Source organism: Luteimonas sp. RC10 (genome assembly GCF_014192745.1).
Lineage (GTDB): Bacteria > Pseudomonadota > Gammaproteobacteria > Xanthomonadales > Xanthomonadaceae > Luteimonas.
In genome coordinates this window covers 247,129-271,271 of the sequence record NZ_JACHYJ010000002.1, presented here as the reverse complement: position 1 = coordinate 271,271, position 24,143 = coordinate 247,129, and the positions used below count along the sequence as shown (strand labels likewise).

Here is a 24,143-nt window from a genome sequence, read left to right as displayed (position 1 = left end):
GGCATGACCTCGCGCGCGCGTCGACCGCAAGCCCACATCCTCCCGGGCTAGACGGAACCTGCCTGCGCGTTGGCGCAGACTCCGACCAAACCCGGCCCATGCCGGGTTTTTTCGTTTCCGCACCGGCCATTTCCTTCCTTCCCGCCTCCCTCGAGCCCATTGCCGATGACCGCCATCCGCCATTTCCTCAACACCCAGGACTGGAGCCGCGCCGACCTGGACGCCGTGCTGGCCGATGCCGCGCGCTTCAAGCGCGAGAAGCTCGGCGATGCGCTCAAAGGCAAGTCGATCGCGCTGGTGTTCTTCAATCCGTCGATGCGCACGCGCACCAGTTTCGAGCTCGGCGCGTTCCAGCTCGGCGGCCATGCCATCGTGCTGCAGCCCGGCAAGGACGCCTGGCCGATCGAGTTCGATCTGGGCACGGTGATGGACGGCGACACCGAGGAGCACATCGCCGAAGTCGCGCGGGTGCTGGGCCGCTACGTCGACATGATCGGCGTGCGCGCGTTCCCGAAGTTCGTGGACTGGCAGTACGACCGCCAGGACATCGTGCTCAAGTCGTTCGCCAAGTACTCGCCGGTGCCGGTCATCAACATGGAGACCATCACCCATCCCTGCCAGGAACTGGCGCATGCGCTGGCCTTGCAGGAGCACTTCGGCACCTCCGACCTGCGCGGCAAGAAGTACGTGCTGACCTGGACCTATCACCCCAAGCCGCTCAACACCGCGGTCGCGAACTCCGCGCTGACCATCGCCACGCGCTTGGGGATGGATGTGACCCTGCTGTGCCCGACGCCGGATTACATCCTCGACGAACGCTACATGGACTGGGCGAAGCAGAACGTCGCCGAGAGCGGCGGCTCGCTGGCCGTCAGCCACGACATCGACAGCGCCTACGCCGGCGCCGACGTGGTCTATGCCAAGAGCTGGGGTGCGCTGCCGTTCTTCGGCAACTGGGGCCCGGAGAAGCCGATCCGCGACCAGTACCAGCACTTCATCGTCGACGAGGCGAAGATGGCGCTGACCAACAACGGCGTGTTCTCGCACTGTCTGCCGCTGCGGCGCAACGTCAAGGCGACCGACGCGGTGATGGATTCGCCGCAGTGCATCGCCATCGACGAAGCCGAGAACCGCCTGCATGTGCAGAAGGCGGTCATGGCGACCCTGATGCGCTGACCCGCTGCTCGACACCGAATCTCCTTTCTACGCCTCTCACGGACCACGCCCCATGACCAGCGCCCATACCTCCCGCGACATCGTCCTCGCCTTCTCCGGCGGCCTCGACACCAGCTTCTGCGTGCCCTACCTCAAGGAGCAGGGCTGGACCGTGCACACCGTATTCGCCGACACCGGCGGCGTGGATGCCGAGGAGCGCGCGTTCATCGAGCAGCGTGCGGCCGAACTGGGCGTCGCCAGCCACGTCACCATCGACGGCGGTCCGGCGATCTGGGACGGCTTCGTCAAGCCCTTCGTCTGGGCCGGCGAGGCCTACCAGGGCCAGTATCCGCTGCTGGTGTCGGACCGGTACCTGATCGTCGATGCCGCGCTCGCGCGCGCCGCCGAACTGGGCACGAATGCGATCGCGCACGGCTGCACCGGCATGGGCAACGACCAGGTGCGCTTCGACCTGGCGGTCAAGGCGCAGGGCGATTACCGCATCGTGGCGCCGATCCGCGAGATCCAGAAGGAACACACCCAGACCCGCGCCTACGAACAGGCGTATCTGGAAGAACGGGGGTTTGGCGTGCGCGCCAAGCAGCAGGCCTACACGATCAACGAGAACCTGCTGGGCGTGACCATGTCCGGTGGCGAGATCGACCGCTGGGAGGCGCCGGGCGAGGGCGCGCGCGGCTGGTGCGCGCCGCGTGCGCAGTGGCCCGAAGCGCCGCTGCAGGTCACGCTGCGTTTCGAGCAGGGCACGGCGGTTGCCCTCGACGGCGAAACGCTGCCGGGCGCGCAGATCCTGGCCAAGCTCAATGCGCTGTTCGCGCCCTACGGTGTGGGCCGCGGCGTCTACACCGGCGACACCGTGATCGGGCTCAAGGGCCGCATCGTCTATGAGGCCCCGGGTCTGATCTCGCTGCTTGCCGCGCACCGCGCGCTCGAGGACACCGTGCTGACCAAGCAGCAGAACCGCTTCAAGCCCGAGGTCGCGCGCAAGTGGACCGAGCTGGTCTACGAAGGCTTCTTCCACGATCCGCTCAAGACCGACATCGAGGCGTTCCTGGCCTCGTCGCAGGCCAACGTGACCGGCGAGGTCGTGCTCGAGACCCGCGGTGGCCGCGTCGACGCGGTGGCGGTGGCCTCGCCGCACATCCTCAACGCCAAGGGCGCGACCTATGCACAGTCGGCCGACTGGGGCGTGGAGGAGGCGGAAGGCTTCATCAAATTGTTCGGCATGAGCAGCACGCTGTTCGCTCAAGTCAACCGCGGCTGACCGCGGTTGACTTGACTGGGCATTTCACCTTAACCCCGCGCCGTTGGTGCGCCCTCTTCAACAAGAAGGGGGCTCTCCTCCAGCCGGATAGAAGCAGTTCTGAAGGCTTGCCGATCCATGCTTGGACAGACCCTCGACCATCTCGAACGGCTGGTGTCCTTCGACACCCGCAATCCGCCGCGCGCGATCGGCACCGATGGCATCTTCGACTACATCCGTGCGCAACTGCCTGGTTTCGCGGTCGAGGTCATCGACCACGGCGCGGGTGCGGTCAGCCTGTACGCGGTGCGCGGCGCGCCGAAGGTCCTGTTCAACGTGCACCTGGATACCGTGCCCGACTCGCCGGCCTGGTCGGCCGATCCGCATACGATGCGGCGCCTGGATGACCGCGTGGTCGGGCTGGGCGTGTGCGACATCAAGGGCGCGGCTGCGGCGCTGATCGCGGCCGCCAACGCCTGCGAGGGCGATGCGGCCTTCCTGTTCTCGTCCGACGAAGAAGCCAACGATCCGCGCTGCATCGCCGCGTTCCTGGCGCGCGGGCTGTCGTTCGACGCAGTGCTGGTCGCCGAGCCGACGCAGTGCGAGGCGGTGCTGGCGCATCGCGGCATCAGTTCGGTGCTGATGCGTTTTTCCGGTCGCGCCGGGCACGCCTCCGGACGCCAGGACCCGGCCGCGAGCGCGCTGCATCAGGCGGTGCGCTGGGGCGACCGCGCGCTCGACCACGTTGCCTCGCTCGACGCCGAACGCTTCGGCGGGCTGACCGGACTGCGCTTCAACATCGGCCGGATCGAAGGCGGCATCAAGGCCAACATGATCGCCCCTGCGGCCGAATTGCGCTTCGGCTTCCGGCCACTGCCGTCGATGGATGTCGACCGATTGCTGGCGACCTTCGCCGGCTTCGCCGAGCCTGCGGCCGCGCATTTCGAGGAAACCTTCCGCGGCCCGAGTCTGCCGTCCGGGGACATCGCCCGCGCCGAAGAGCGGCGGCTCGCCGCGCGCGACATCGCCGATGCGTTCGAACTGCCGATCGGCAATGCGGTCGATTTCTGGACCGAGGCCTCGCTGTTCTCGGCTGCCGGCCATACCGCGCTGGTGTATGGGCCCGGCGACATCGCCCAGGCGCATACCGCCGACGAGTTCGTGACCCTCGACCAACTGCAGCGCTATGCCGATGCGGTGTACCGGATCATCGACGGTGGATCGTGTCCATGAGTGCGTCACCCGACCTGCATCGCCGCGCCGCCGCGACCTGACCCAGCGGCCGATCGTTCTCCTTACCGTCCGCGCCCGGTGCGCGGCACAGCACAAGCCCAGACCATGCACGCACACCAACAGACCCGCCAGACCATCGTGCGCCTGCTTTCGAGCATGGCCAGCGCGAAAGAGATCAGCCAGTACCTCAAGCGCTTCTCGCAGCTCGACGCCAAGCGCTTCGCCGTGGTCAAGGTCGGTGGCGCGGTGCTGCGCGACGAACTCGACGATCTGACCTCGTCGCTGTCGTTCCTGCAGGAGGTCGGCCTGACTCCGATCGTGCTGCACGGCGCCGGCCCGCAGCTCGACGCCGAACTGTCGGCGGCCGGCATCGAAAAGAAGACCGTCGACGGTCTGCGTGTGACCACGCCCGAAGCGCTGGCGATCGTGCGCCGGGTGTTCCAGGCCGCGAATCTGCGCCTGGTCGAAGCGCTGCAGAAGAATGGCGCGCGCGCGACCTCGATCACCGGCGGCGTGTTCGAGGCACGGTATCTGGACCGCGAGACCTACGGATTGGTAGGCGAGGTGGAACGCGTGAACCTGGCGCCGATCGAGGCCAGCCTGCAGGCCGGCTCGATCCCGGTGATCACGAGCCTGGGCGAGACCGCCTCGGGCCAGATCCTCAACGTCAACGCCGACTTCGCCGCCAACGAGCTCGTGCGCACACTGCAGCCCTACAAGATCATCTTCCTGACCGGCACCGGCGGCCTGCTCGACGAGAGCGGCAAGGTCATCGACTCGATCAACCTGTCGACCGAATACGACCATCTGATCCGGCAGCCGTGGCTGCACGGCGGCATGAAGGTCAAGATCGAGCAGATCAAGGACCTGCTCGAAGGGCTGCCGCTGGCCTCGTCGGTGTCGATCACCCGGCCCGCGGACCTGGCCAAGGAGCTGTTCACGCACAAGGGCTCGGGCACGCTGGTCCGGCGTGGCGAGCGCGTGCTGCGCGCCACGTCGTGGGACGCGCTCGACCTGCCACGGCTGCGCACGCTGATCGAGTCGAGTTTCGGACGCACGCTGGCCGACGACTACTTCGAGCGCACGCCGCTGCTGCGCGCCTACGTCAGCGAAAACTATCGGGCCGCGGTCGTGCTGAGCGCGGCCGAGGGCAGCACCTATCTCGACAAGTTCGCCGTGCTCGATGACGCCCAGGGCGAAGGCCTGGGGCGCGCGGTCTGGCAGGTGATGCGCGAAGAGACGCCGCAGCTGTTCTGGCGCTCGCGTCACCACAATCCGGTCAATATCTTCTACTACGCCGAATCCGACGGCTGCATCAAACAGGAGAAATGGAAAGTGTTCTGGTATGGCCTCGACGGCTTCGAGCAGATCCAGCGCTGCGTGGCCCATTGCGCAACGCGCGCCGCCACGCTGGCGGGCTGAGGACAGCGACATGACGGACAAGAAAACCATCGGCATCGTCGGCGCGCGCGGTCACACCGGCAGCGAACTGATCCGCCTCGTCGCCGCGCATCCGGGCCTCGAACTGCTGTTCGTGTCCTCGCGCGAACTCGACGGCCAGCGCGTGGCCGACCACAACGACACCTGGCAGGGTGCATTGTGCTTCGAGAATCTCGATGCCGACGCCGTGGCGGCCAAGGGTGCCGACGCGGTGATCCTCGCGCTGCCCAACGGCAAGGCCGCGCCGTTCGTGGCTGCACTCGACGCGGCCCGGCCCGAGACGGTGATCGTCGATCTGTCGGCCGATTACCGCTTCGATCCGGCCTGGTACTACGGCCTGCCGGAGCTGACCCGTGACACCTACGCCGGCCAACGCCGCATCAGCAATCCCGGCTGCTATGCCACTGCGATGCAGTTGGCGATCGCGCCGCTGCTCGATCAGCTCGCCGGCCCGCCGCAGTGCTTCGGCGTGTCCGGCTATTCGGGCGCGGGCACCACGCCGTCGGACAAGAACAACGTCGCACTGCTGGCCGACAATCTGATGCCCTATGCCCTGACCGGCCATGTGCACGAGCGCGAGGTTTCGGCCCGGCTCGGGGTACCGGTCGAGTTCATGCCGCATGTGGCGCCGCATTTCCGCGGCATCACGATGACCGTGAACCTGTGGCTGCGCGCGCCGATGTCGCGCGATGCGGTCAAGGCGCGTTACGAGGCCCGCTATGCCGACGAACCGCTGGTCGAGGTGGTCGACGAGGCACCCTGGGTGAGCCGCATCGCCGGCCAGCATGGCGCCCAGGTCGGCGGCTTCGTGATGGCCCAGGGCAACGGCCGCGTGGTCGTGGTCGCCACGCTCGACAATCTGCTCAAGGGCGCGGCGACCCAGGCCATGCAGAACCTCAACCGCGCGCTGGGCTTCGACGAGCTGACGTCGATTCGGTAACGCAAATCCCTCGCAAGCGCCCGCACATCCGTGTGCGGGGATTCAACGAACAGCCCCATTTTGAGACGCATTTCGATGAGCAATCTCCTCTGGCAGAAGCCCGGCGTCGCCGTCGACACCCAGATCCAGGCGTTCCTGGCCGGCGACGATGTGATCCTCGACCGTGCGTTCTTCCTGCACGACATCGCCGCCAGTGCCGCACATGCGCAAGGACTGCAGCGTGTGGGCATCCTGTCGTCTGACGAACTCGCCGGCCTGGAGCGCGAGCTGGCAACGCTGGCCGAGGACTTCCGCAGCGGCGCGTTCGTGCTCGACGACCGCTTCGAGGACGGCCATTCGGCGATCGAGGCGCGCCTGACCGAGCGCCTGGGCGATGCCGGCCGGCGCATCCACACCGGCCGCAGCCGCAACGACCAGGTGCTGGTCGCCACGCGTCTGTGGCTCAAGGAGAAGCTGGCGCGTCTGGCCGCGCTGTCGCGCGAGATCGCGAAGATCGCGTTGGATCGTGCCGACGCCGAGCGCGACCTGCCGATTCCCGGCTACACCCACATCCAACGTGCGGTGCTGTCCTCGGGCGGCATGTGGTGGTCGGGCTGGGCGGAAGCCTTCATCGATGACGCGGTGCGCGCGGCCGACACCTTGGAACTGATCGACTGCAATCCGCTGGGCACCGCGGCCGGGTACGGCGTGAACCTGGCACTCGACCGCGACCACACGACCGCTGCCCTGGGGTTTGCGCGACTGCAGGTCTCGCCGGTCTATGCGCAGCTCTCGCGCGGCAAGTTCGAACTCGCCGCGCTCGAGGCGCTGGGCAGCGCCACGCTCGACCTGCGTCGCCTGGCCTGGGATCTGTCGCAGTTCACCAGCGCCGAGTACGGCTTCGTCGCGTTGCCGGCGCAGTACACCACCGGCAGTTCGATCATGCCCAACAAGCGCAATCCCGATGTCGTCGAGCTGATGCGCGCCACGCACGCCAGCGTCGCGGCCGCGCGCACCGAGATCGAGCAGTTGCTGTCGCTGCCGTCGGGCTATCACCGCGACCTGCAGAGCTCCAAGGGCGCGATCTTCCACGGCTTCGGTCGCGGTCTGGCCGCGCTCGAACTGCTGCCGGCCTTGCTGGCGAACCTGGAATGGCGCGAGGAGCGGCTGCGTGCGGCGGTCGATTCGGGCATGTACGCGACCGATGTCGCGGTGGAGGCGGCGATCGCCGGCGTGCCGTTCCGCGAGGCCTACCAGGCGGCCGCGGCGAGCGCCGACACCGCCGGTCAGGGCCGCACGCCCGAGGGCAGCCTGGCTGCACGGACTTCGCCGGGGGGCGCGGCCGACCTGCGGCTCGATGCCTTGCGTGCGCGCTGGGACGCGCTGGCATGAGCACGACCACGCGCTACCTGGTGCTGGCGATGCGGCGGCCCGACTTCGATGCCTCGGTCATCGCGCCGCACCTGGCCTTTCTCGACGACCTGCGCGCTCGCGGCCTGCTGGAGATGACCGGCGGCTTCGGCGACGGCAGCGGTGGGGCCTACGTGCTGCGCAATGTCGCCTCGCTGGAGGCGGCCCAGGCCATTGTCGCGGCCGACCCGCTCGCGCTGCAGCGGACGAGCGACCTGGTCGTGCGCGAATGGCACACCCGCTGAAGGCAGACGCGATGTCGGTGTCCCAGTCTCCGGTGTTTCCCGAGCAGCCGCTGCCGCCGTGGCGCCGCGCAGTGCTCAAGGTCGGCAGCAGTCTGCTGGCCGCCGATGGCGGCGGGCTGTCGCCGCAGTACGCCGCCGCGCTCGCCGGTTTCGTGCGCGCCGTGCATGCCGCTGGGCGCGAGGTCGTGCTGGTGTCGTCGGGGGCGGTGGCCGCTGGCCGCGCGATCCTGCAGGCCGGCGGTGAGCCGGGTGCGCCCATGGCCGAGCGCCAGGCGCTGGCCGCGCTCGGCCAGGCCCGGCTGACCGGGTTCTGGCAGGGCTTCTTCGCGCGGCCGGTCGCGCAGGTGCTGCTGACCCACGACGACCTGCGCAATCGCCGTCGGTATCTCAACGCGCGCGCCACGCTGCAGACACTGCTGCGCCACCGTGCGCTGCCGGTGGTCAACGAGAACGACACGGTGTCGGTGGACGAACTCAAGCTCGGCGACAACGACAACCTCGCCGCGATCGTCGCCGCACTGGTCGATGCCGAGGTGCTGTTCATCGCCACCGACATCGATGGCCTCTACGACGCCGACCCGCGGGTGGAGCCGTTTGCGCGGCCGATGCCGGTGGTCGCGCAGATGAGCGGCTCGCTGCTGGCGGTGGCCGGCGGCGCCGGCAGCAGTGTCGGCACCGGCGGCATGCGGACCAAGCTCGAAGCCGCGCAGCGCGCCGCCTCGGCCGGCATCGCGACCGTGCTGTTCAACGGCCGTCGCGCCGACGTGCTCGAGGCGCTGGCCCACGACCGGCTGACCGGGACGCGCATCCATGCGCTGCGCACCCGTCTGGCGGCGCGCAAGCACTGGCTGCGCAATGCACCGGCCGAGCCGGGGGCGCTGGTCGTCGACGCCGGCGCCGCCCATGCCCTGGTGGAGAAGGGCGCCTCGTTGCTGCCCGGTGGCGTAGTCGCAGTCGAGGGGGCGTTCCGACGCGGCGACCTGGTCGAGATCGTGCGGCGCGATGGCGATGGTCAGGACGCGGTCGCGCGCGGTGTCAGCCAGTACTCGGCTGACGACATCCGCCGCCTGTTGCGCCGGCATACGCGCGACATCGAGTCGGTGCTGGGTTACAGCTACGGCGGCAACATCGTCCATCGCGACGATCTGGTGCTGACATGACCGGCGCGCAACTGCGCAAGTCCGTGTTGGCGATGGGCATGGGGCTGGCGATGGTCGCCGGCATCCCGCTGCTGATCGCCTGGATGCTGTCGCGCCATGCCGACAGCCGGATCCAGTCCGGCCCGCTGCTGCTCGACGATACCGATGCGCCGCAGATGGCGTTCGTGCTCGAGGACACCCGTGCGCACGCGGTCGAGAACGGCATCGTGCGCAGTCGCTCGCGCCAGTACGCGCAAGTGGTCGACATGCGCGACGGCCGGCTGCTGTGGAGCCGGCGCCTGGACGCCGAGGATGCGCAAGGCCGCGATTGGGGGCGTGGCGCGTTGCTGGGCGCATCGCAGCGCCACCTGTTTGCCTGGCGCAATGCGGTCTATGCCTTCGACCGGGCCGATGGCCACCGTGAGAAGCCGGATGGCCCCCTGGCCGCACCGGTGGAACGGGCGCGCTACGACGCCCAGGCCGAACGGCTGGCGATCGTCGACGCGCAGGGCCGCGCCTGGCGCATCGACGGCGACACGCTGGCGGCGACGGCCGCAGACGATATCGATCCGGCGACGCTGTTCGACGAGGCCGACCCCGCGATGGCCGCGCCGACGTTGGCCTCCGCCTCGGCGGCGATCGACGCCGAGGGCCTCTGGACGTTGCTGGCGGCACCGGCCGAGGCGCAGGCGCTGGCCGCCGGCCGCGAGCGCAGCGGCGACGACATGCTCGATGCGCGCCGCCAGTTGCTGCGCGGGCGGTTGGATTGGCGATCGCCCGAGGCCAACCGCTTTGCGCCAGTGGGCGAGGCGGTGTTCATCCGTGGCGTATTGCTGCGCGACCCGGCACATCCGCCGTTGGACATCGACACGGTGTTCTCGCAGTCCGGCGCGGAGGACGACGTGCCGATGCCCGAGTCGCCGCGCATGCCGCATTTCGGGCGCGAGCCGTCCGATTTCCCCAGCGAGGCCGCCTATCGGCAGGCACGGGCGCGCTACCGTGCGCAGTTGCCGGCCGCGCTGCGCCGCTTCCATGCCGAGCAAGCGGCGTACATGCGCGCGATGGCAGCCTACCGCGAGCAACGGCAGCAGGCCGATGCGCGTGCGGGGCAGGCGCGCGGTGCGCGCAATGCCTACATCAACGCGATGCGTCCCTTGCTGCAGCGCGCCTGGCTCACGGCCGACGAGGCGCTGTGGACGGTCGGCGATGCGCGCGATCGCCTGGTGCTGCACGCCACCGACGCGGCGCGTGGTGCGCCGCAACTGCTCAGTGCGGTCGGCGAGGACGGCGTCGTGCGCTGGACGCTGGCGCTGGGCGTGGACCGGGTCGATGCGATCTGGCATGCGCGCGACGGCGCCCTGTTGGCCGCGGGGCGCAGCGACGACGCGCGTTCGGACGTGCTGCTGCGGGTGGACCTGGGCAGCGGCACCGGCTGGCGCTATCTGGCGCGGACACGCGAGACACAGCCGTTGACGACGGAGGCGCGCCGATGATCGAACTGATCCTGGTGCTCATGGCAATGGCACTGGCGACGCTGGCGGCGGCATGGGCCGCGGTGTGGCCGCTGCGGCAATGGTGGCGCGTGCGCCGGATCGCCACCGCTGGCGTTCGCCGTGAGGCCGAGGTGGTGTCGGCGACCGCAGGGCCGGGCCCGGCGACCACGGTGACCCTGGCGTTCGACAATCTGGGCGGGCATCGAATCCAGGATGCGGTGACGCTGGTCGACACTCGGCCGCAGCTGCGCCGGTTCGTACCCGGTGGACGTCTGGCGGTGCGGCTGGCACCGGATCCGCGCCGCGTGCCGCAACTGGTGATCGAGGGCGCGCGTTCGCGCCCAACCCTCTGGGTCTGGGCCTTGCCGCTGCTGCCGCTGGGCATCGGCGCGCTGTGCGCCTGGCGCCTGCGGCTGCGCCATTACCAGGCCGGCGGCGAATGGTCGGAGATGTTCGGTCATGGTCAGGCCGAGTTCGGGCTGGCGATCGCGGTGCTGTTGCTGGTGGCGGTGCTGGCGTTCATGGGCCGGACGCTGCGGCGCCATGCGCTGACCGTGCCGGCCGAGCTGCGTTATGGCGGCGTGCCGGCGATGGCCGAGGTGCTGTCGGCCGAGCACACCGGCACGGTGATCAACGACGCGCCGGTGATCGCCCTGCGCCTGCGCTTCGTCGACCGCGCCGGCGTCAGCCACACGGTGGTCGCCGAGCGTGCGATCGCGCCGCTGCGGCTGGCGCGCGTGGAGACCGCGCGGACGCTCGAGCTGCTGTATCTGCCCGCGCAACCGACGCGGATCGCCTTGCCGACGCTGGAATAGGCAAAGGCGCAGGTCCCAGGCACGGCCTCTCGGTGCTACGGTGACGCCCTGTTTCCTCGGCACAGGAGCCGGCATGCAGACTCTCCGCGACCAGGCCCTGGCATGCCGCGAGGCCGCCCGCACACTGGCAGGCTTGCGCACCGCCGCGCGCGATGCGCTGCTGCGCGCGATGGCCGATGCGCTGGACGCGCACGCCGAGGCGATCCTCGCAGCCAACGCCCGGGACGTCGCCGCCGCCCAGGCGCGTGGCACCACCGGCGCGTTGCTCGATCGCCTGCGCCTGGACGCGGCGCGGCTGGCCGGCGTGTCGGCCGCAGTCCGCGAAGTCGCCGCGCTGCCCGACCCGGTCGGGCAGGTGACCCGCGATGACGTGCGCCCCAATGGCTTGCACGTGCGCAAGGTGCGCGTGCCGCTGGGCGTGATCGCGATGATCTATGAGGCGCGCCCCAACGTCACCGCCGACGCCGCGGCGCTGTGCATCAAGGCCGGCAACGGCGTGATCCTGCGCGGCGGCAGCGAGGCCATCCACTCCAACACGGCGATCGCCACTGCGCTGCGCGAAGCGATCGCCGCGCACGGGGTCGGTCCCGATGCGCTGACCCTGGTGACCGACCTGCGGCGCGAGACCATGCTCGCGCTGCTGCAGCTGGTGGACATCGTCGATCTGGCCATCCCGCGCGGCGGCGAGGGGCTGATCCGCTTCGTCGCCGAGCATGCGCGGGTGCCGGTGATCAAGCACTACAAGGGCGTGTGCCATCTGTTCGTCGATGCCAGCGCCGATCCCGAGGTCGCGTTGCGGCTGCTGATCGACGGCAAGACCAGCCGTCCCAGCGCCTGCAACGCGCTGGAGACGGTGCTGGTGCATGCCGGCATCGCCGCGACGTTCGTGCCGCGCGCGGTGCAGGCATTGCAGGCGGCCGGCGTCGAGGTCCGCGGCGATGCACGCATCCGCGCCCTGGCCGGCGATGTCGTGGAGGCGAGCGAGGACGATTACGCCGCCGAGTTCCTCGACCTGGTCATCGCCGCACGCGTGGTCGACTCGCTCGACGAGGCGCTTGCGCATATCCAGCGCTTCGGCTCCGACCACACCGAGGTCATCGCCACGCGCGACGATGCGAATGCCGCGCGCTTCGTCGCCGCGCTGCGCGCGGCGGTGGTGATGGTCAATGCGTCGTCACGCTTCAGCGACGGCGGCGAGCTGGGCCTGGGTGCGGAGATCGGCATCTCGACCACGCGTCTGCACGCCTACGGGCCGATGGGCCTGGAGGCGCTGACCATCGAGCGCTTCGTGGTCGAGGGCGCCGGGCAGGTGCGGCACCCGTAGCGGCTAGCGCTATAACGACGCAGTGGTCTGTTGCGGATGTCCGTCGGCGGCAGCATCTTTGAATGGTCTGGACTGCATGTAGCCCAATACCTTGGCGTTGGGCTGATGATCTACAGCGCAGGTGGCGCACTGGATCCGCAAACTTGCAAGCGGATCTTGATTACCCGAATGTCCGCACATGAATAGGCATTGACGAGGTCGCCCGCCAAGCGTACAAGGTGAGCCGCCGGATACGTGCTGCCGCTCCAGGACTCGCCGTATAAGTGCCGGTGATGGATCGTTTCCATTGCAACGGATGCAGATGCGCCTGGAGCGCGCGCTGCGGTTTGGGGAGCCGCACAATGAAAGTTTCGTACCTCGCGCGCCACAGGCGCGCGGTGGTGTTCTTCTGCATTCTGACCTCCATGGCGCTCGCGGTGCTAGGTGCACGAGTTCTCGCCGATGGGGGTGGCGGTACCCCTGCGACGGACGTTGTTGCAGAGATCGCCTCAGATTCAGTGGCTGCTACAGCGGCCGAGTTTCGTGTCGACGAGTCAGGCGCCGCGACTTACTCCATCCCCCTTTACACCGTCCCCGGAACCGCCGGCGTTGCTCCCGAGCTATCGCTCAATTACTCAAGCCAAGGGGGAATCGGCCCGATGGGTCGAGGCTGGTCGATCGGAGGGGGATCGTCGATCCAACGCTGTCGGTCTACACGCGAAGCGGGTGATTTCATCTCTGGCGGCGTTGCCGTCGATGGAACCCCCAGGGCGATCAACTACACTGCATCCGATCGTTTCTGTCTTGACGGACAGCGGCTGCTGCCCGGCGTTGGCGGCGAAGCATGTCCGGCGGCCTCCGGTGCGAGTGGCCGTCACCTGCGGACAGAGATCGAGTCATTCCAGCGCGTATGCGCTTACTCTCCTGATGGTGATGCCGCGAATCCCGCATTCTTCACCGTGGAACGCAAGGATGGATCGATCTCTTGGTACGGCGACCGCGACAACAGCGATAGCGCGAACCGTCCTGATGGCTATGTCGAAACTAATACGCCTGGGCATACCAGAAAAGCGTTGACTTGGGCGCAGACCCGTTTCCAGGACTCAACTGGCAACTACATTGACTATATCTACATCGAGAATCCAGGAGCAGGGGCAGGATCGGCAGAGCATTTGCTGAGGGAGGTTCGCTACACGGGCAAGACCGTACTTCCCGGTCAAAACGGGCCAGCGCGTGCACCTTACGCCCGCGTTGTATTCGGTTATGGAGAGACCACAGCGGCGAAATGGAGCTCGGGTTATCTGCCTGCTGGTGGAACGCGTACTCAGCGGCACCGCCTCAATGCTATCAGCGTCTGCACCTCGCTTAATAGCTGCGCGGTAAGCAGCCAAGCGCGGTACTACGTCTTGAGTTACGCGGCATCTAACTCAGGATCTACCGTCGACCAACTCGTCCAACTGCAGGAGTGTAGAGACAGCAGTAAAGCAGTGTGCATGTCACCCACGACCTTCGAGTGGAGCGGCGGAAAGTACGACTTCTCCACCATCGAGCGTCCTGGCAATCTTGCACTCGCAAACGATCATATCCGCGGCTTCAAGACTGGCGATATCAATGGTGATGGACGCCAGGACATCGCATTTCTCTACCTCGCCGGGCATGGCTGTGTAGGGGGTAGCTGGGTTATCAGCGCGATCAGCGCAATGAACGGAGCCGGAGCGCCGACCTTCTCTAACATCCTTTGGAACTGCGTTCCCAACAATATCGTCGATCGCGGCGATGGCGCGTGGCATCTCTTCGATTACGACGGCGATGGACGAGACGATCTGTTCGTTTCGGGGCCGACGGGGCAAGGCTGGCGAGTACACCCAGGTACAGATGTTGGGTTCGACATGAGCCGCAATCTGATCTCGGGACTAAGTCCGATCATTCCATCCCTCGACGCTAAAGCCTCCCAAGTTCAGCTGGCTGACCTCAATGGCGACGGGTTGGTCGACATTATTTACCCTGTAGGCGAAAGCTTGCAGGCCAGACTGATGCAGCGGAGCGGAAAAAACTTCTCATGGGGTGCGCCGCGCACTGTCGTCATTGATCAGGCGTCTCTTGGAGCATTGGACTGCTTTGGGACAGGTACCTCTATCCGCAACTGCGGCCGCAGCATCTCCGGTGTCCCGACCACCAAGACCAACTTCACACAGATGTCCGATTTCGATGGAGACGCATCGTCGGATATCCTGCTCCGCGTTACCACCCGTGCCGAGTACTGGGTAGGTGGTCCTGGATGTAATCCACAGATGCCTCTCGGTGGCGCGACGCTCTCCGAGGATTGGGATCCCGATCTCTTGGGCGCGTTCTTCGACCATGATGACTTACAGCAGCCGAACGCACCGGGGGGGGCGTGTTGGCAAGTTGTAAGGACCGATCAGCTCCATGCGATGACGATGAAGTCGCTGAGTGCAAGTGCGATCACCCTGACGAACTATGGCGCAATTGGTAGTGGCAACCCCGAAGCCTTGGTAATTGCTGATCTCAACGGCGACGGCTTGAGTGACGTGGTCAGCCGCGCAACTTCAAGTAGTGACTGGGTTGCCCGCATCAACACGGGCAGCGGCTTCACGACTGCCGGTGCAGGAACGCTGCCTCTTGGTGAGTACCGGGAACACGCACGCTTCGTCGACATTAACGGCGATGGGCGAGCGGACATGCTCTATCTCGCTAATAATGGGGTCAATAAGGTTTACCATGTCCGTTACTCACTCCCAAATGGAGGTTTTTCTAACGGTGTTGTTTTGCCTGGTGGGAATGCACGGCTGTGTGAAGGTTCCGGCTGCGACCCCGGTCAGCGATCTTCGATGTTCATGGATGTTGATGGCGATGGTGTTCTCGATTTCCTTTCTTTCAACTTCTCGACAGCCAACCTCGGGTTATACGTGTCGAGAAGTGCATCCCGTTTCGTCCCGCGCGACGTCGTTCAAAGTTTCACGAATGGATTTGGTTCTCGGACCGAGATCGTATACGCGCCTTTGACCAACAAGGATGTGTATCGCCGAGATAGCGGTGCGCGCGCGCTCAACTGGGGTCGGGGCTCTCCTGTCATGGAGTTTCTCGCTCCGACGTATGTCGTTGCTAGTGCGTCAAGCAGCTCACCGCAGCACGGTGCCCCCGGTGCAATGGCAACTTTGCACTATCGCTATACGGGAGGCAAGGTTCAGTCGGGTGGCCGCGGGTTTCTGGGGTTCCGGCAGATCGTCAGTTTCGACGTCAATCAGTCTGGTGGCTATGTCGCAACAGCGACATCTTATGCGCAGAACTTTCCGTTCGTCGGCATGCCAATGACGACGGTAAAGCGGGTGTTCACGGAGCCTTACTCACTTCCCTCCTGCCTTGGCGGTGAGGTCGGTAATCATTGTTTCATCGGGCCGGGGCAGGCGTTTCCGGCCGTCGGTGGATCCACCTTTTCGACAGCTCAGCACGAATGGGAAGGCGATTCCGATATCGGTGCAGCAGTGCGCAGTTTCGCCCCCGGCGAGCAACGTCCAATCCACGTCAGGACACTTGGTACGAGTGAAGTTCTTCGAGATCCGTTTACGAACACGAATACCAGTCGAGTGGAAACCGCATTCGATTATGGATCTTACGGGAATGCGACGCTAACCAACGTAGACACCTATTCTGGCGGCGGGACGCTCATCTCTACTCTGAGTACAGCCAATAACTATGCCAATTACGGCGGTTGGAAGCTTGGCAGATTAACGGGGAGCGTGGTGACACATTCGCGCCCAAATCGAGAGTCCATCGTCCGAAAGGCGAGCTTTGTATACGAGAACGGCGGCGCGAAAACAGGTCAGCTGCTGGCTGAACGACGTGAGCCCAACGGTGACGTCTCAATGGACTTGCGAACGCATTACAACCTCGACGAGTATGGCAACCGAACCCGTGAAACCACGTGTGCGGCTCCGGCCACAAACTGCGCCACGGCAGCCTTCGATTTCATGCCGGCCAGCCGCCTTCGGGTGCATCGCTACGTGCGCACTGTTTATGACGGTGCGGGTCGGTATCCTGTCGAAACATGGGAGCCGTTCCGTACGACTGGAGGCAGCGCGGAGGCGCGGACTAGCCGCGTAGTCGCCCGCGATCGATTCGGTAACGTCACCCGTGCATACGATCACAATGGGCGAGATAGCTTTGCCGTTTTCGGGAGTTTCGGACGCGCTTACTACACTTGGCAGGAGACGGTGCCCGGAAGCGTGCCAGGAGATCCGGAAGGCGGAATCACCAGCATGACTACTTATCGTTGGTGCGGCGGCACAAGCGGTCAGGTCACCTGTCCGGTCGGAGCGCGAATTCGGCAGCAAATCGTCAAGAGCGGGTCGCCTTCAAGTTGGCAGTACCTGGATATGCTTGGGCGGCCTGTTCTACAGCTTACCCAGAGCTTCAACGTGGGCAGCAGCGGGAAGGATGTGGTGGCGGTTTGCACCGGATACGATGCCGTGGGGCGCCCCACGCGTGTGTCGAACCCGTTCTTTCTTAGTGGTAAGGGCGTGCAGGTTTCGGCCAGTACCTGTACGTCCGCAGGCCTGAAATGGACGACAACCATGTACGACGTCATTGGCCGCCCTGTCCAGGTGATCGGACCTGATGGCGCGGTCGTGCGGACAACGTACGCTGGGGTTACCACAACGGTAACCGACCCACGCGGTAACGCTACTGCACAGACACGCAACGCTCTTGGCGAGATCTCGCGTGTCGTTGACGCAGTGGGTACGACGATGACCTACATCTACAATGCAGATGGCACCTTGCAGTACGTGCATCGCGATGTCGGCAGGGGGCAGGTCCGCAATACGTTCCAGTATGACATCCAGGGCCGTAAGCTGCGTCAGGTCGATCCTGATGCCGGCACGACCGACTTTGAGTACAACGCGCTTGGTGAACTCATTGCGCAACAGCATGCCAGCGGAAGCAGAATCGAGTACGAGATTGACGCGCGTGGAAGGACTTGGCGCAAGACTGTTCGCGCGGCGGACGGCACCATTGAAACCACCTCAACATTTGAGTATGACACTGCGGCAAACGGCCGCGGGCAGCTTGCTCGTGAAGCGATATCCGGCTCATATGCTGCCTGGCAAGCGCAGCCTAGCCTTGCTCATGCGTTCACGCGGACCCATCGCTATGACCTGCTAGGCCGTCCGGTCGCGACGACTACGACGATCGACGGTCGCGACTATATCAACGAGATTGTGTACGACGCGTCTGGCCGCATCTGGCAACAGTTGGACGCGAGTGGCCGGTGGTCGCAGAATGCATATAACACTCGAGGATTTCTGCGGGCGGTGTGTTACATCCAGACTGGAACGGCTGGATGTAATAACAGTGCTACCTATAACCGCATCATCGAGACCAATCCTTGGGGGAGTGTGGTTCGCGAGCGGCGTGGAGACAAAGCGGATATGGATGTGATGCGTGAGTACTGGGAGGATACTGGGCGTATCGCGGGAATATGCGCCGGCAACATCGCCAGTTGCGAGTTGATGGATGAGGGCTATGCCTGGGATGCAGCCGGCAACTTGCACACCCACGTAAAGGAGTCTCGCTATATGGAGACCTTCACCTACGATGCCCTTAATCGCCTCAGTAGCGCGACCTTGGCGATGCGCAACGGGGTTTCGGCAAACCAGTCTATGCTGGCTCAGGACTACGACCGATTAGGCAATGTCTGCCATCGCGATGAAGGCGGGGTCAGCGCGGCTTACTCGTACGCTGGACGTGCGGGGTGTGGACTCGGCAGTGGTAACAGTGATTCAGGCGCAGGAGGCGGCGGTGCACGTGCGCATGCGGTCACTAGTTTCCGAGGCATGACCTATGGGTACGATAGTCGCGGCAACCAGACCACCAGAAGCGGTGGGGGGGCTCCCACTCGTACGATTCGTTACAGTCAGGACGACCATGCCTACGAAATCACGATGGGCAACGGATCGCGCATTCGATTCTGGTATGGGCCGGATGGTCAGCGGTATAAGCGGGAAGATCAGGATGGCAAGCGCACGCTGTACCTGGGCAACGTCGAGATCGATCTGCAAGGGAGCGCCTCGACAATCCGTCGTGTAGTCGCCGGTGTCGTACAGCAAACGATCATCGGCACGACTGCAACCAATCGCTATCTGTTTCATGATCATCTCGGCAGCTTGGTTAGGATCACCAACTCGAATGGTACCGTTCAGGGTAGCCAGGATTATCGTGCGTATGGTGAGCGACGTAGTTACACCGAGCCAGGAGGCTTGGGTGTTGCGTCGACCACGACGCCGCGAGGCTTTACAGGCCATGAGCACCTGGACGGGCTCGATGTGATTCATATGAACGGACGAATCTACGACCCAGTTCTGCACCGCTTTCTACAGGCGGACCCGGTCATCCAGTCGCCAGATAACTTGCAGAGCTGGAACGCCTACACCTACGTATTCAACAATCCGCTTGCGTATACAGACCCAAGTGGAATGATCAGTTTGCGACAGGTTCTGGGGATTGTTGTGGGGGTCGTCGCGGCGGTATTCGGCCAGTACTACATTAGTCAAGGGGCGTGGGCCGCGGCTTTTGCCGTGGCAGCAGCGGGTGGCTTCGCTTCCGCGTACATTGCGACTGGGAGCTTCAGGTCAGGCGTCATCGGTGCACTTGCAGGAATGTCTACACTTGGAATTGGAATCCAATTTAGTGGGATGGAGGCGATCGCCGCCCACGCGGTTTCCGGGGGGATTGTAGAGAGTCTGCAGGGCGGAAAGTTTGGAAACGCGTTCTTCGCGGCGGGGCTTTCATCCGCATTTATGCCTCAGACTGGAAGAATCAGCGGCGACGTCAAGCGAGCTGCCGCGGGAGCGTTGATCGGTGGGACGATCAGCGCAGCCACAGGTGGGAAGTTCGCCAATGGCGCGGTGAGTGGAGCAATTCAAGCAGCTCTTGCACAGAGAAATGTGCGCTCGACAAAAGTTCCAAGGGAAAGTTCCGACTTAAGTGATGTGCCCAATGAGAGATTGAAGTCTCTTATGCTTTCTAGAAAAGCTGACGACCGATTGGAAGCAGCTCGGGAGGCGTCTAAATACTTTGGCATAGACGATGATGGCGTTAACTACGTTTATAACTCCCATCGCAATGCCCATCCTGGAGTAATGTTGATGAATGGCGATCTTGTTCTGGGGGCAAAGGCTTTTAGTTCATGGGCAAGGCTGGGAAGTGTTTTAGGCCATGAAATAGAAGTTCATTGGAGAGTGCAAATTGTAGGAAGGCGGTGGGAAAATAGTCCGCAAAGGCTGTGGGCTGGAGAATATGAGGCTTACAAGTATAATGTAGATAACGCAGCCAGGTTTGGGAATGGGGTATCGGACGTGGAGTTTTTTAGGCGCGAGATGGATAGGGCATTTAGAAATCTTACAACTTTGAATCAGCAGAGTGTGAGGGATGGGAAGTATGAATGGGTTGATTAGCGCTGGTCTGATTGTTTTATTTTTACCGCTATTAGGATGTCATAAGTCTCTTGGTGTCGAAGCCTGCTTGGATGCTAAGAGTGAGGACGTTCGGGTTAGATTATTTAACAATTCAGGTCGTTCGATTGAGGTTTCTAGTAGCTCTCCATTCATTGGGTGTTGTGATAATTCCGGGTTTTCCTTGTTTGTTTCTGATTCGGAAGGTGTGGAGCTGGATAGATGTGGTTTCGCTGATTCGTTTGATATGGATAGAAAGGTGGTCCAGTCTGGTGAGGGGTTTGATTATGAGATGAGCGGTTATTCATTGCGTAGGTTGTACTGCGACGTCGACCTAAAGGGCAAGTTTTTATCTGCTCGTGTTGGGCGGGGGCTTGATAGTGATGTTTCCGGGATTTCGGAAATGATAGGTAGTTGTGAATGAGTTAGTTTTAAGTTTTTAATTTAATCGGGTGTAATTTGTTTCATTTTTGGTTGTCGAAGGCTTCCCATTCTTCGCGCATCCGGTACTTCTGCGCCTTGCCGGTGATCGTCATCGGGAAGCCGTCGACGAAGTCGATGTAGCGCGGAATCTTGTAGTGCGCGATGCGGCCGCGGCAGAACGCGCGGATCTCGTCGGCGGTGCAGGTGGCGCCGTCGGCCAGGCGGATCCAGGCACAGATCTCCTCGCCAAAGCGCGCATCAGGCACGCCGAACACCTGCACATCGGCCACGGCCGGGTGGGTGTGCAGGAACTCCTCGATCTCGCGCGGATAGACGTTCTCGCCGCCGCGGATGAGCATGTCCTTGAGCCGGCCGACGATGCGGCAGTAGCCGTCGGCGTCGAGCGTGGCCAGGTCGCCGGTGTGCATCCAGCCGTCGGCATCGAGCACCTCGGCGGTGCGCACCGGCTCGCCCCAGTAGCCGCGCATCACCGAGTAGCCGCGGGTCTGCAGTTCGCCGGTCTCGCCGCGCGGCACCACTGCGCCGTCCTTGTCGACGATGCGCACTTCCACGTGCGGGTGCACCCGGCCGACCGAGTCGACGCGCCGGTCGAGCGGATCGTCGGGCGTGGTCTGGAAGCTCACCGGGCTGGTCTCGGTCATGCCGTAGGCGATCGTGACCTCGGTCATGTGCATGCGCTCGACGACCTTCTTCATGACCTCGACCGGGCAGGGCGAGCCGGCCATGATCCCGGTGCGCAGCGACGACAGGTCGAACTCGCCGAAGCGCGGATGGTCGAGCTCGGCAATGAACATCGTCGGCACGCCATGCAGGCCGGTGCAGCGTTCGCGCTCGACCGTCTGCAGCGTCGTCAGCGGGTCGAAGCCTTCGCCGGGCACCACCATGCACGCCCCGTGGGTCACGCAGGCCAGGTTGCCCAGCACCATGCCGAAGCAGTGGTAGAACGGCACCGGGATGCACAGCCGGTCGGCCTCGGTCAGGCGCATCGCCTCGCCGACGAACCAGCCATTGTTGACGATGTTGCGGTGGCTCAGCGTTGCGCCCTTCGGCGCGCCGGTGGTGCCGGAGGTGAACTGGATGTTGATGGCATCGTCCGGGGCCAGGCGGTCCTGCAGTGCCGCCAGCCGCGCGTGCGCATCGCTGTCGTCGCAGGCGGCGACCGCATCGAAGCGCAACGTGCCCGGCACCTCGTCGCCGTCACCCAGCACCAGCACATGGCGCAACTCGGGCAAGCGGGCGGCCTGCAGCGCGCCGGGCGTGGCGCTGTCGAGCTCGGGCGCCAGCTCGCGCAGCAGGCCGACGTAGTCGGAGGTCTTGTACGCCCGCGCCAGCACCAGCGCGCGGCAGCCGACGCGGGTCAGTGCGTACTCGAGCTCGTGCGTGCGGTAGGCCGGGTTGATGTTGACCAGGACCAGGCCGGCGCGCGCGGACGCGAACTGCATCAGCACCCATTCGGCGCGGTTGAGCGACCAGATGCCGATGCGCTCGCCCGGTTCGAGCCCCAGCGCGAGCAGGCCGGCGGCCAGCCGTGTGACCGCGGCATCGAACGCACGGTAGCGCAGCCGCACCGATTGCGACGGCACGACCAGCGCCTCGCGATCGGGGTGCCGGGCCGCGACGCGCGCGAGCATCGCGCCGACGGTCTCCTCGAGCAGGGGTGTGTCGGTGGGGCCGGTGACGTGGCTGGGCGTGTCGTGCATGGCAATCGGCTGCGCTATCGTGAGTGCGCAGGATACGAGGCTCGTCCGGGAAGTTCACGGCGTGGCGGCCGCGGTACAGCTGGTGCGACACGCAGATTCAGGCGTTTGTGACCGAACGCGCGCACCGATGCCTGCGATTCGCCTTGCCGGATACGGACCTTTCGCCAGTTGAGCACTTTCGTCTTTCTCTTCCAGCTGTTCGGCGGCATCGTCGGTCAGGTCGCGTTGATGCAAGGCATGTTCGTGCTGCGTCCGGCCGAGGCGGGCATCGACCATCCCTCGCGTCCGCATCGGATGTTCTATCGCGGCATGGCGCTGCTGATGTGCAATCTGTGGTCGCTGCTGGCGACCGTTCTGCTGCTCGATGCGGCTGGCATCGATGTGCTGGCGCCGGGCCTGTCGCAGCCGGCGCGCGTGGCGATCTTGGTGCTGCTGCCGCTGCCGTTGCTCGGCGTGTTCTATGGGCTGTACCGGCGATTTCTGCGCTGGGCAGCGCGCGGCGATGGGCGCTCGAACCGCTGACCGCCGGACCCCGTCGCTTACCAGCTGTCCTCGAGCGCGCGCGGCTTGCAGGCCAGCCAGCCGCCGACCAGCAGCACGGCGACGAAGCCGTAGAGCATCGCGAACGGCCAGTGCCAGCCGCCGGTCGCGCCGTGCAGCACGCCGAACAGCAACGGGCCGGCGCAACTGAGGGTGTAGCCCACGCCCTGCATGAAGCCCGACAGTGCGGCCGAGCCGGCCGGTGTGCGCGTGCGCAGGTTGATCAGTGTCAGCGCCAGCGGGAACGTCGACGGGCCCAGCCCCAGCAGCACGACCCATAGCACCGGTGCGGCCATCGGCGCGAGCAGCAGGCCGGAGAACGCCGCGATGTGGCAACAGGCGCACAGCAGCACGATCGCGAACGGATTGCGCACGCGCACCGCAAGCGCGGGCATGCCCAGCGCGCTGACTAGACCGAGCGCGGAGAACAGGGCGACCATCGTGCCGCCGAACGCAGGCGATGCGCCGGCCTCGCTGAGCAGGGTCGGCAGCCAGGTGAACATCGCGTAGGTGATCAGCGAGGTGGTGCCGAACATCATCGCCATGCCCCAGGCGACAGGCGAGCGCCATGCCCGTCCGCGTGCGCCACCGGTCGGGACACTGGCCACCGCGGTGGAGGGGCCATCGACCCGCACGCCGCTGCCGCGCCGCCGCGCCATCGCCAGCAGGCCGATCCACGGCAGCGCCGCGGCCAGCGCGGTCAAGGTCCAGGCGCCGAGCGCCACCCGCCAGCCGGCGGCCTCGGCCAGCGGGACGGCAAGCAATGCAGGCAGCATCGTGCCCAGCTGCAATACGGTGATGTAGAGCGTGGAGACCGCACCGACCCGATCGGGGAAGTAGCGCTTGACCAGCGGCGGCAACACCACATTGCCGATGCCCATGCCGGCCAATGCGACGATCGATCCGGCCATCAGCAGGCCCACGCCGCCGGCGCACGAGCGCAGCGCCAGGCCGGCGGTGGCCAGCAGCATCGCCAGCAGGGCAGTGCGCTCGATGCCGACACGGCGTGCCAGCATCGGCGTGGTCACGCCGAACACCGCGAAGGCCGCGGTGGGCAGCATGCCCAGCACGCCGGCGGTGGCCGAGCCGAAACCGAACTGCGTGCCCAGCAGATCGAGCAGCGGGGTGAGCGACGTCACCGCGGTGCGCAGGTTGAAGGCCGACAGCGCGATGCCCAGCAGCACCACCAGGCGCACCGTGCGCAAGGCGATCGGTGGACGGGCGGCGGGGGATGTGGGGATCATGGCGGGCGGCATCGCATGCCGCGAACCGGGCACGGCCTTGAATAGACGAAAACCGGCACGAAGGCCGGTTTCGGGTCACCAGATTGGTCGGGGAGACAGGATTCGAACCTGCGACCTCTACGTCCCGAACGTAGCGCTCTACCAGACTGAGCTACACCCCGACAGGTGAGCCGCGCATTCTACCGATGCACCCGTCGTCAGGGCAAGGGGGTCGTGTTCGACGGGGGCGATCGGCCTCCTGGTGGAGGGCGGTCGCGTCGTCGGCGCGGCGGGCTGCGATAATAGCGGGCACGACGCGATACCGACAATGGGGTCGCCGTCATCCGCTGCTGG

16 protein-coding genes and 1 tRNA gene are annotated in these 24,143 nt (G+C 65.3%); 14 read left to right on the top strand and 3 right to left on the bottom strand.

Annotation, left to right across the window (positions count from 1 at the left end):
* Window positions 1-165: 165 nt before the first annotated feature.
* The 13 genes from FHW73_RS05010 to FHW73_RS04950 all read left to right on the top strand — a co-directional run bounded on the left by FHW73_RS05010 (window position 166) and on the right by FHW73_RS04950 (window position 20,306).
* Window positions 166-1,176: an N-acetylornithine carbamoyltransferase gene (locus tag FHW73_RS05010; RefSeq protein ID WP_183425622.1), complete on the top strand. Its 1,011-nt coding sequence runs from the start codon at window positions 166-168 to the stop codon at window positions 1,174-1,176.
* A 52-nt stretch (window positions 1,177-1,228) separates the two neighbouring features.
* On the top strand, window positions 1,229-2,437 hold the full coding sequence (locus FHW73_RS05005; RefSeq protein WP_183425621.1) for an argininosuccinate synthase: 1,209 nt from the start codon (window positions 1,229-1,231) through the stop codon (window positions 2,435-2,437).
* Between the two features lie 117 nt (window positions 2,438-2,554).
* Entirely contained in the window at window positions 2,555-3,649 is a 1,095-nt protein-coding gene (locus tag FHW73_RS05000) for an acetylornithine deacetylase (protein ID WP_183425620.1), read from the top strand.
* 105 nt (window positions 3,650-3,754) lie between these two features.
* Window positions 3,755-5,071, top strand: coding sequence for an acetylglutamate kinase (locus tag FHW73_RS04995; RefSeq protein WP_183425619.1), 1,317 nt, complete (start codon window positions 3,755-3,757; stop codon window positions 5,069-5,071).
* Between the two features lie 10 nt (window positions 5,072-5,081).
* The gene (argC, locus tag FHW73_RS04990; RefSeq protein ID WP_183425618.1) at window positions 5,082-6,029 is read left to right on the top strand and encodes an N-acetyl-gamma-glutamyl-phosphate reductase; all 948 of its coding nucleotides are present in this window, start codon (window positions 5,082-5,084) and stop codon (window positions 6,027-6,029) included.
* A gap of 75 nt (window positions 6,030-6,104) precedes the next feature.
* Window positions 6,105-7,400 (top strand): argininosuccinate lyase, encoded by a 1,296-nt coding sequence (gene argH, locus FHW73_RS04985; protein WP_183425617.1) that lies wholly within the window; start codon window positions 6,105-6,107, stop codon window positions 7,398-7,400.
* Window positions 7,397-7,663, top strand: a complete 267-nt coding sequence (locus FHW73_RS04980; RefSeq protein ID WP_183425616.1) for a YciI family protein — start codon at window positions 7,397-7,399, stop codon at window positions 7,661-7,663. The genes argH and FHW73_RS04980 overlap by 4 nt, the downstream gene beginning before the upstream one ends.
* Window positions 7,664-7,674: 11 nt before the next feature.
* Window positions 7,675-8,823, top strand: a complete 1,149-nt coding sequence (gene proB / locus FHW73_RS04975; RefSeq protein WP_183425615.1) for a glutamate 5-kinase — start codon at window positions 7,675-7,677, stop codon at window positions 8,821-8,823.
* Window positions 8,820-10,295 carry a PA2928 family protein gene (locus tag FHW73_RS04970; protein WP_183425614.1) on the top strand — a complete coding sequence of 492 codons (1,476 nt, stop codon included), beginning with the start codon at window positions 8,820-8,822 and terminating at the stop codon, window positions 10,293-10,295. Before proB ends, FHW73_RS04970 begins: the two co-directional genes overlap by 4 nt.
* Window positions 10,292-11,110: a hypothetical protein gene (locus tag FHW73_RS04965; protein ID WP_183425613.1), complete on the top strand. Its 819-nt coding sequence runs from the start codon at window positions 10,292-10,294 to the stop codon at window positions 11,108-11,110. The genes FHW73_RS04970 and FHW73_RS04965 overlap by 4 nt, the downstream gene beginning before the upstream one ends.
* A gap of 73 nt (window positions 11,111-11,183) precedes the next feature.
* Window positions 11,184-12,434, top strand: a complete 1,251-nt coding sequence (locus FHW73_RS04960; protein ID WP_183425612.1) for a glutamate-5-semialdehyde dehydrogenase — start codon at window positions 11,184-11,186, stop codon at window positions 12,432-12,434.
* Window positions 12,435-12,775: 341 nt separating this feature from the next.
* On the top strand, window positions 12,776-19,885 hold the full coding sequence (locus FHW73_RS04955) for an FG-GAP-like repeat-containing protein (RefSeq protein ID WP_183425611.1): 7,110 nt from the start codon (window positions 12,776-12,778) through the stop codon (window positions 19,883-19,885).
* Entirely contained in the window at window positions 19,869-20,306 is a 438-nt protein-coding gene (locus FHW73_RS04950; protein ID WP_183425610.1) for a hypothetical protein, read from the top strand. Before FHW73_RS04955 ends, FHW73_RS04950 begins: the two co-directional genes overlap by 17 nt.
* Window positions 20,307-20,346: 40 nt before the next feature.
* On the opposite strand, the gene FHW73_RS04945 is transcribed toward FHW73_RS04950, so the two are convergent.
* Complete coding sequence (locus FHW73_RS04945) at window positions 20,347-22,026, bottom strand: AMP-binding protein (RefSeq protein ID WP_183425609.1); 1,680 nt, start codon at window positions 22,024-22,026, stop codon at window positions 20,347-20,349.
* Window positions 22,027-22,194: 168 nt separating this feature from the next.
* On the opposite strand from FHW73_RS04945, the gene FHW73_RS04940 reads away from it, so the two are divergent.
* Entirely contained in the window at window positions 22,195-22,548 is a 354-nt protein-coding gene (locus tag FHW73_RS04940; protein ID WP_183425608.1) for a hypothetical protein, read from the top strand.
* Between the two features lie 17 nt (window positions 22,549-22,565).
* Here FHW73_RS04940 and FHW73_RS04935 read toward each other — a convergent pair whose 3' ends face one another.
* The gene (locus FHW73_RS04935) at window positions 22,566-23,810 is read right to left on the bottom strand and encodes an MFS transporter (protein WP_183425607.1); all 1,245 of its coding nucleotides are present in this window, start codon (window positions 23,808-23,810) and stop codon (window positions 22,566-22,568) included.
* A gap of 84 nt (window positions 23,811-23,894) precedes the next feature.
* Window positions 23,895-23,971 (bottom strand) — tRNA-Pro (locus tag FHW73_RS04930).
* Between the last annotated feature and the right edge of the window lie 172 nt (window positions 23,972-24,143).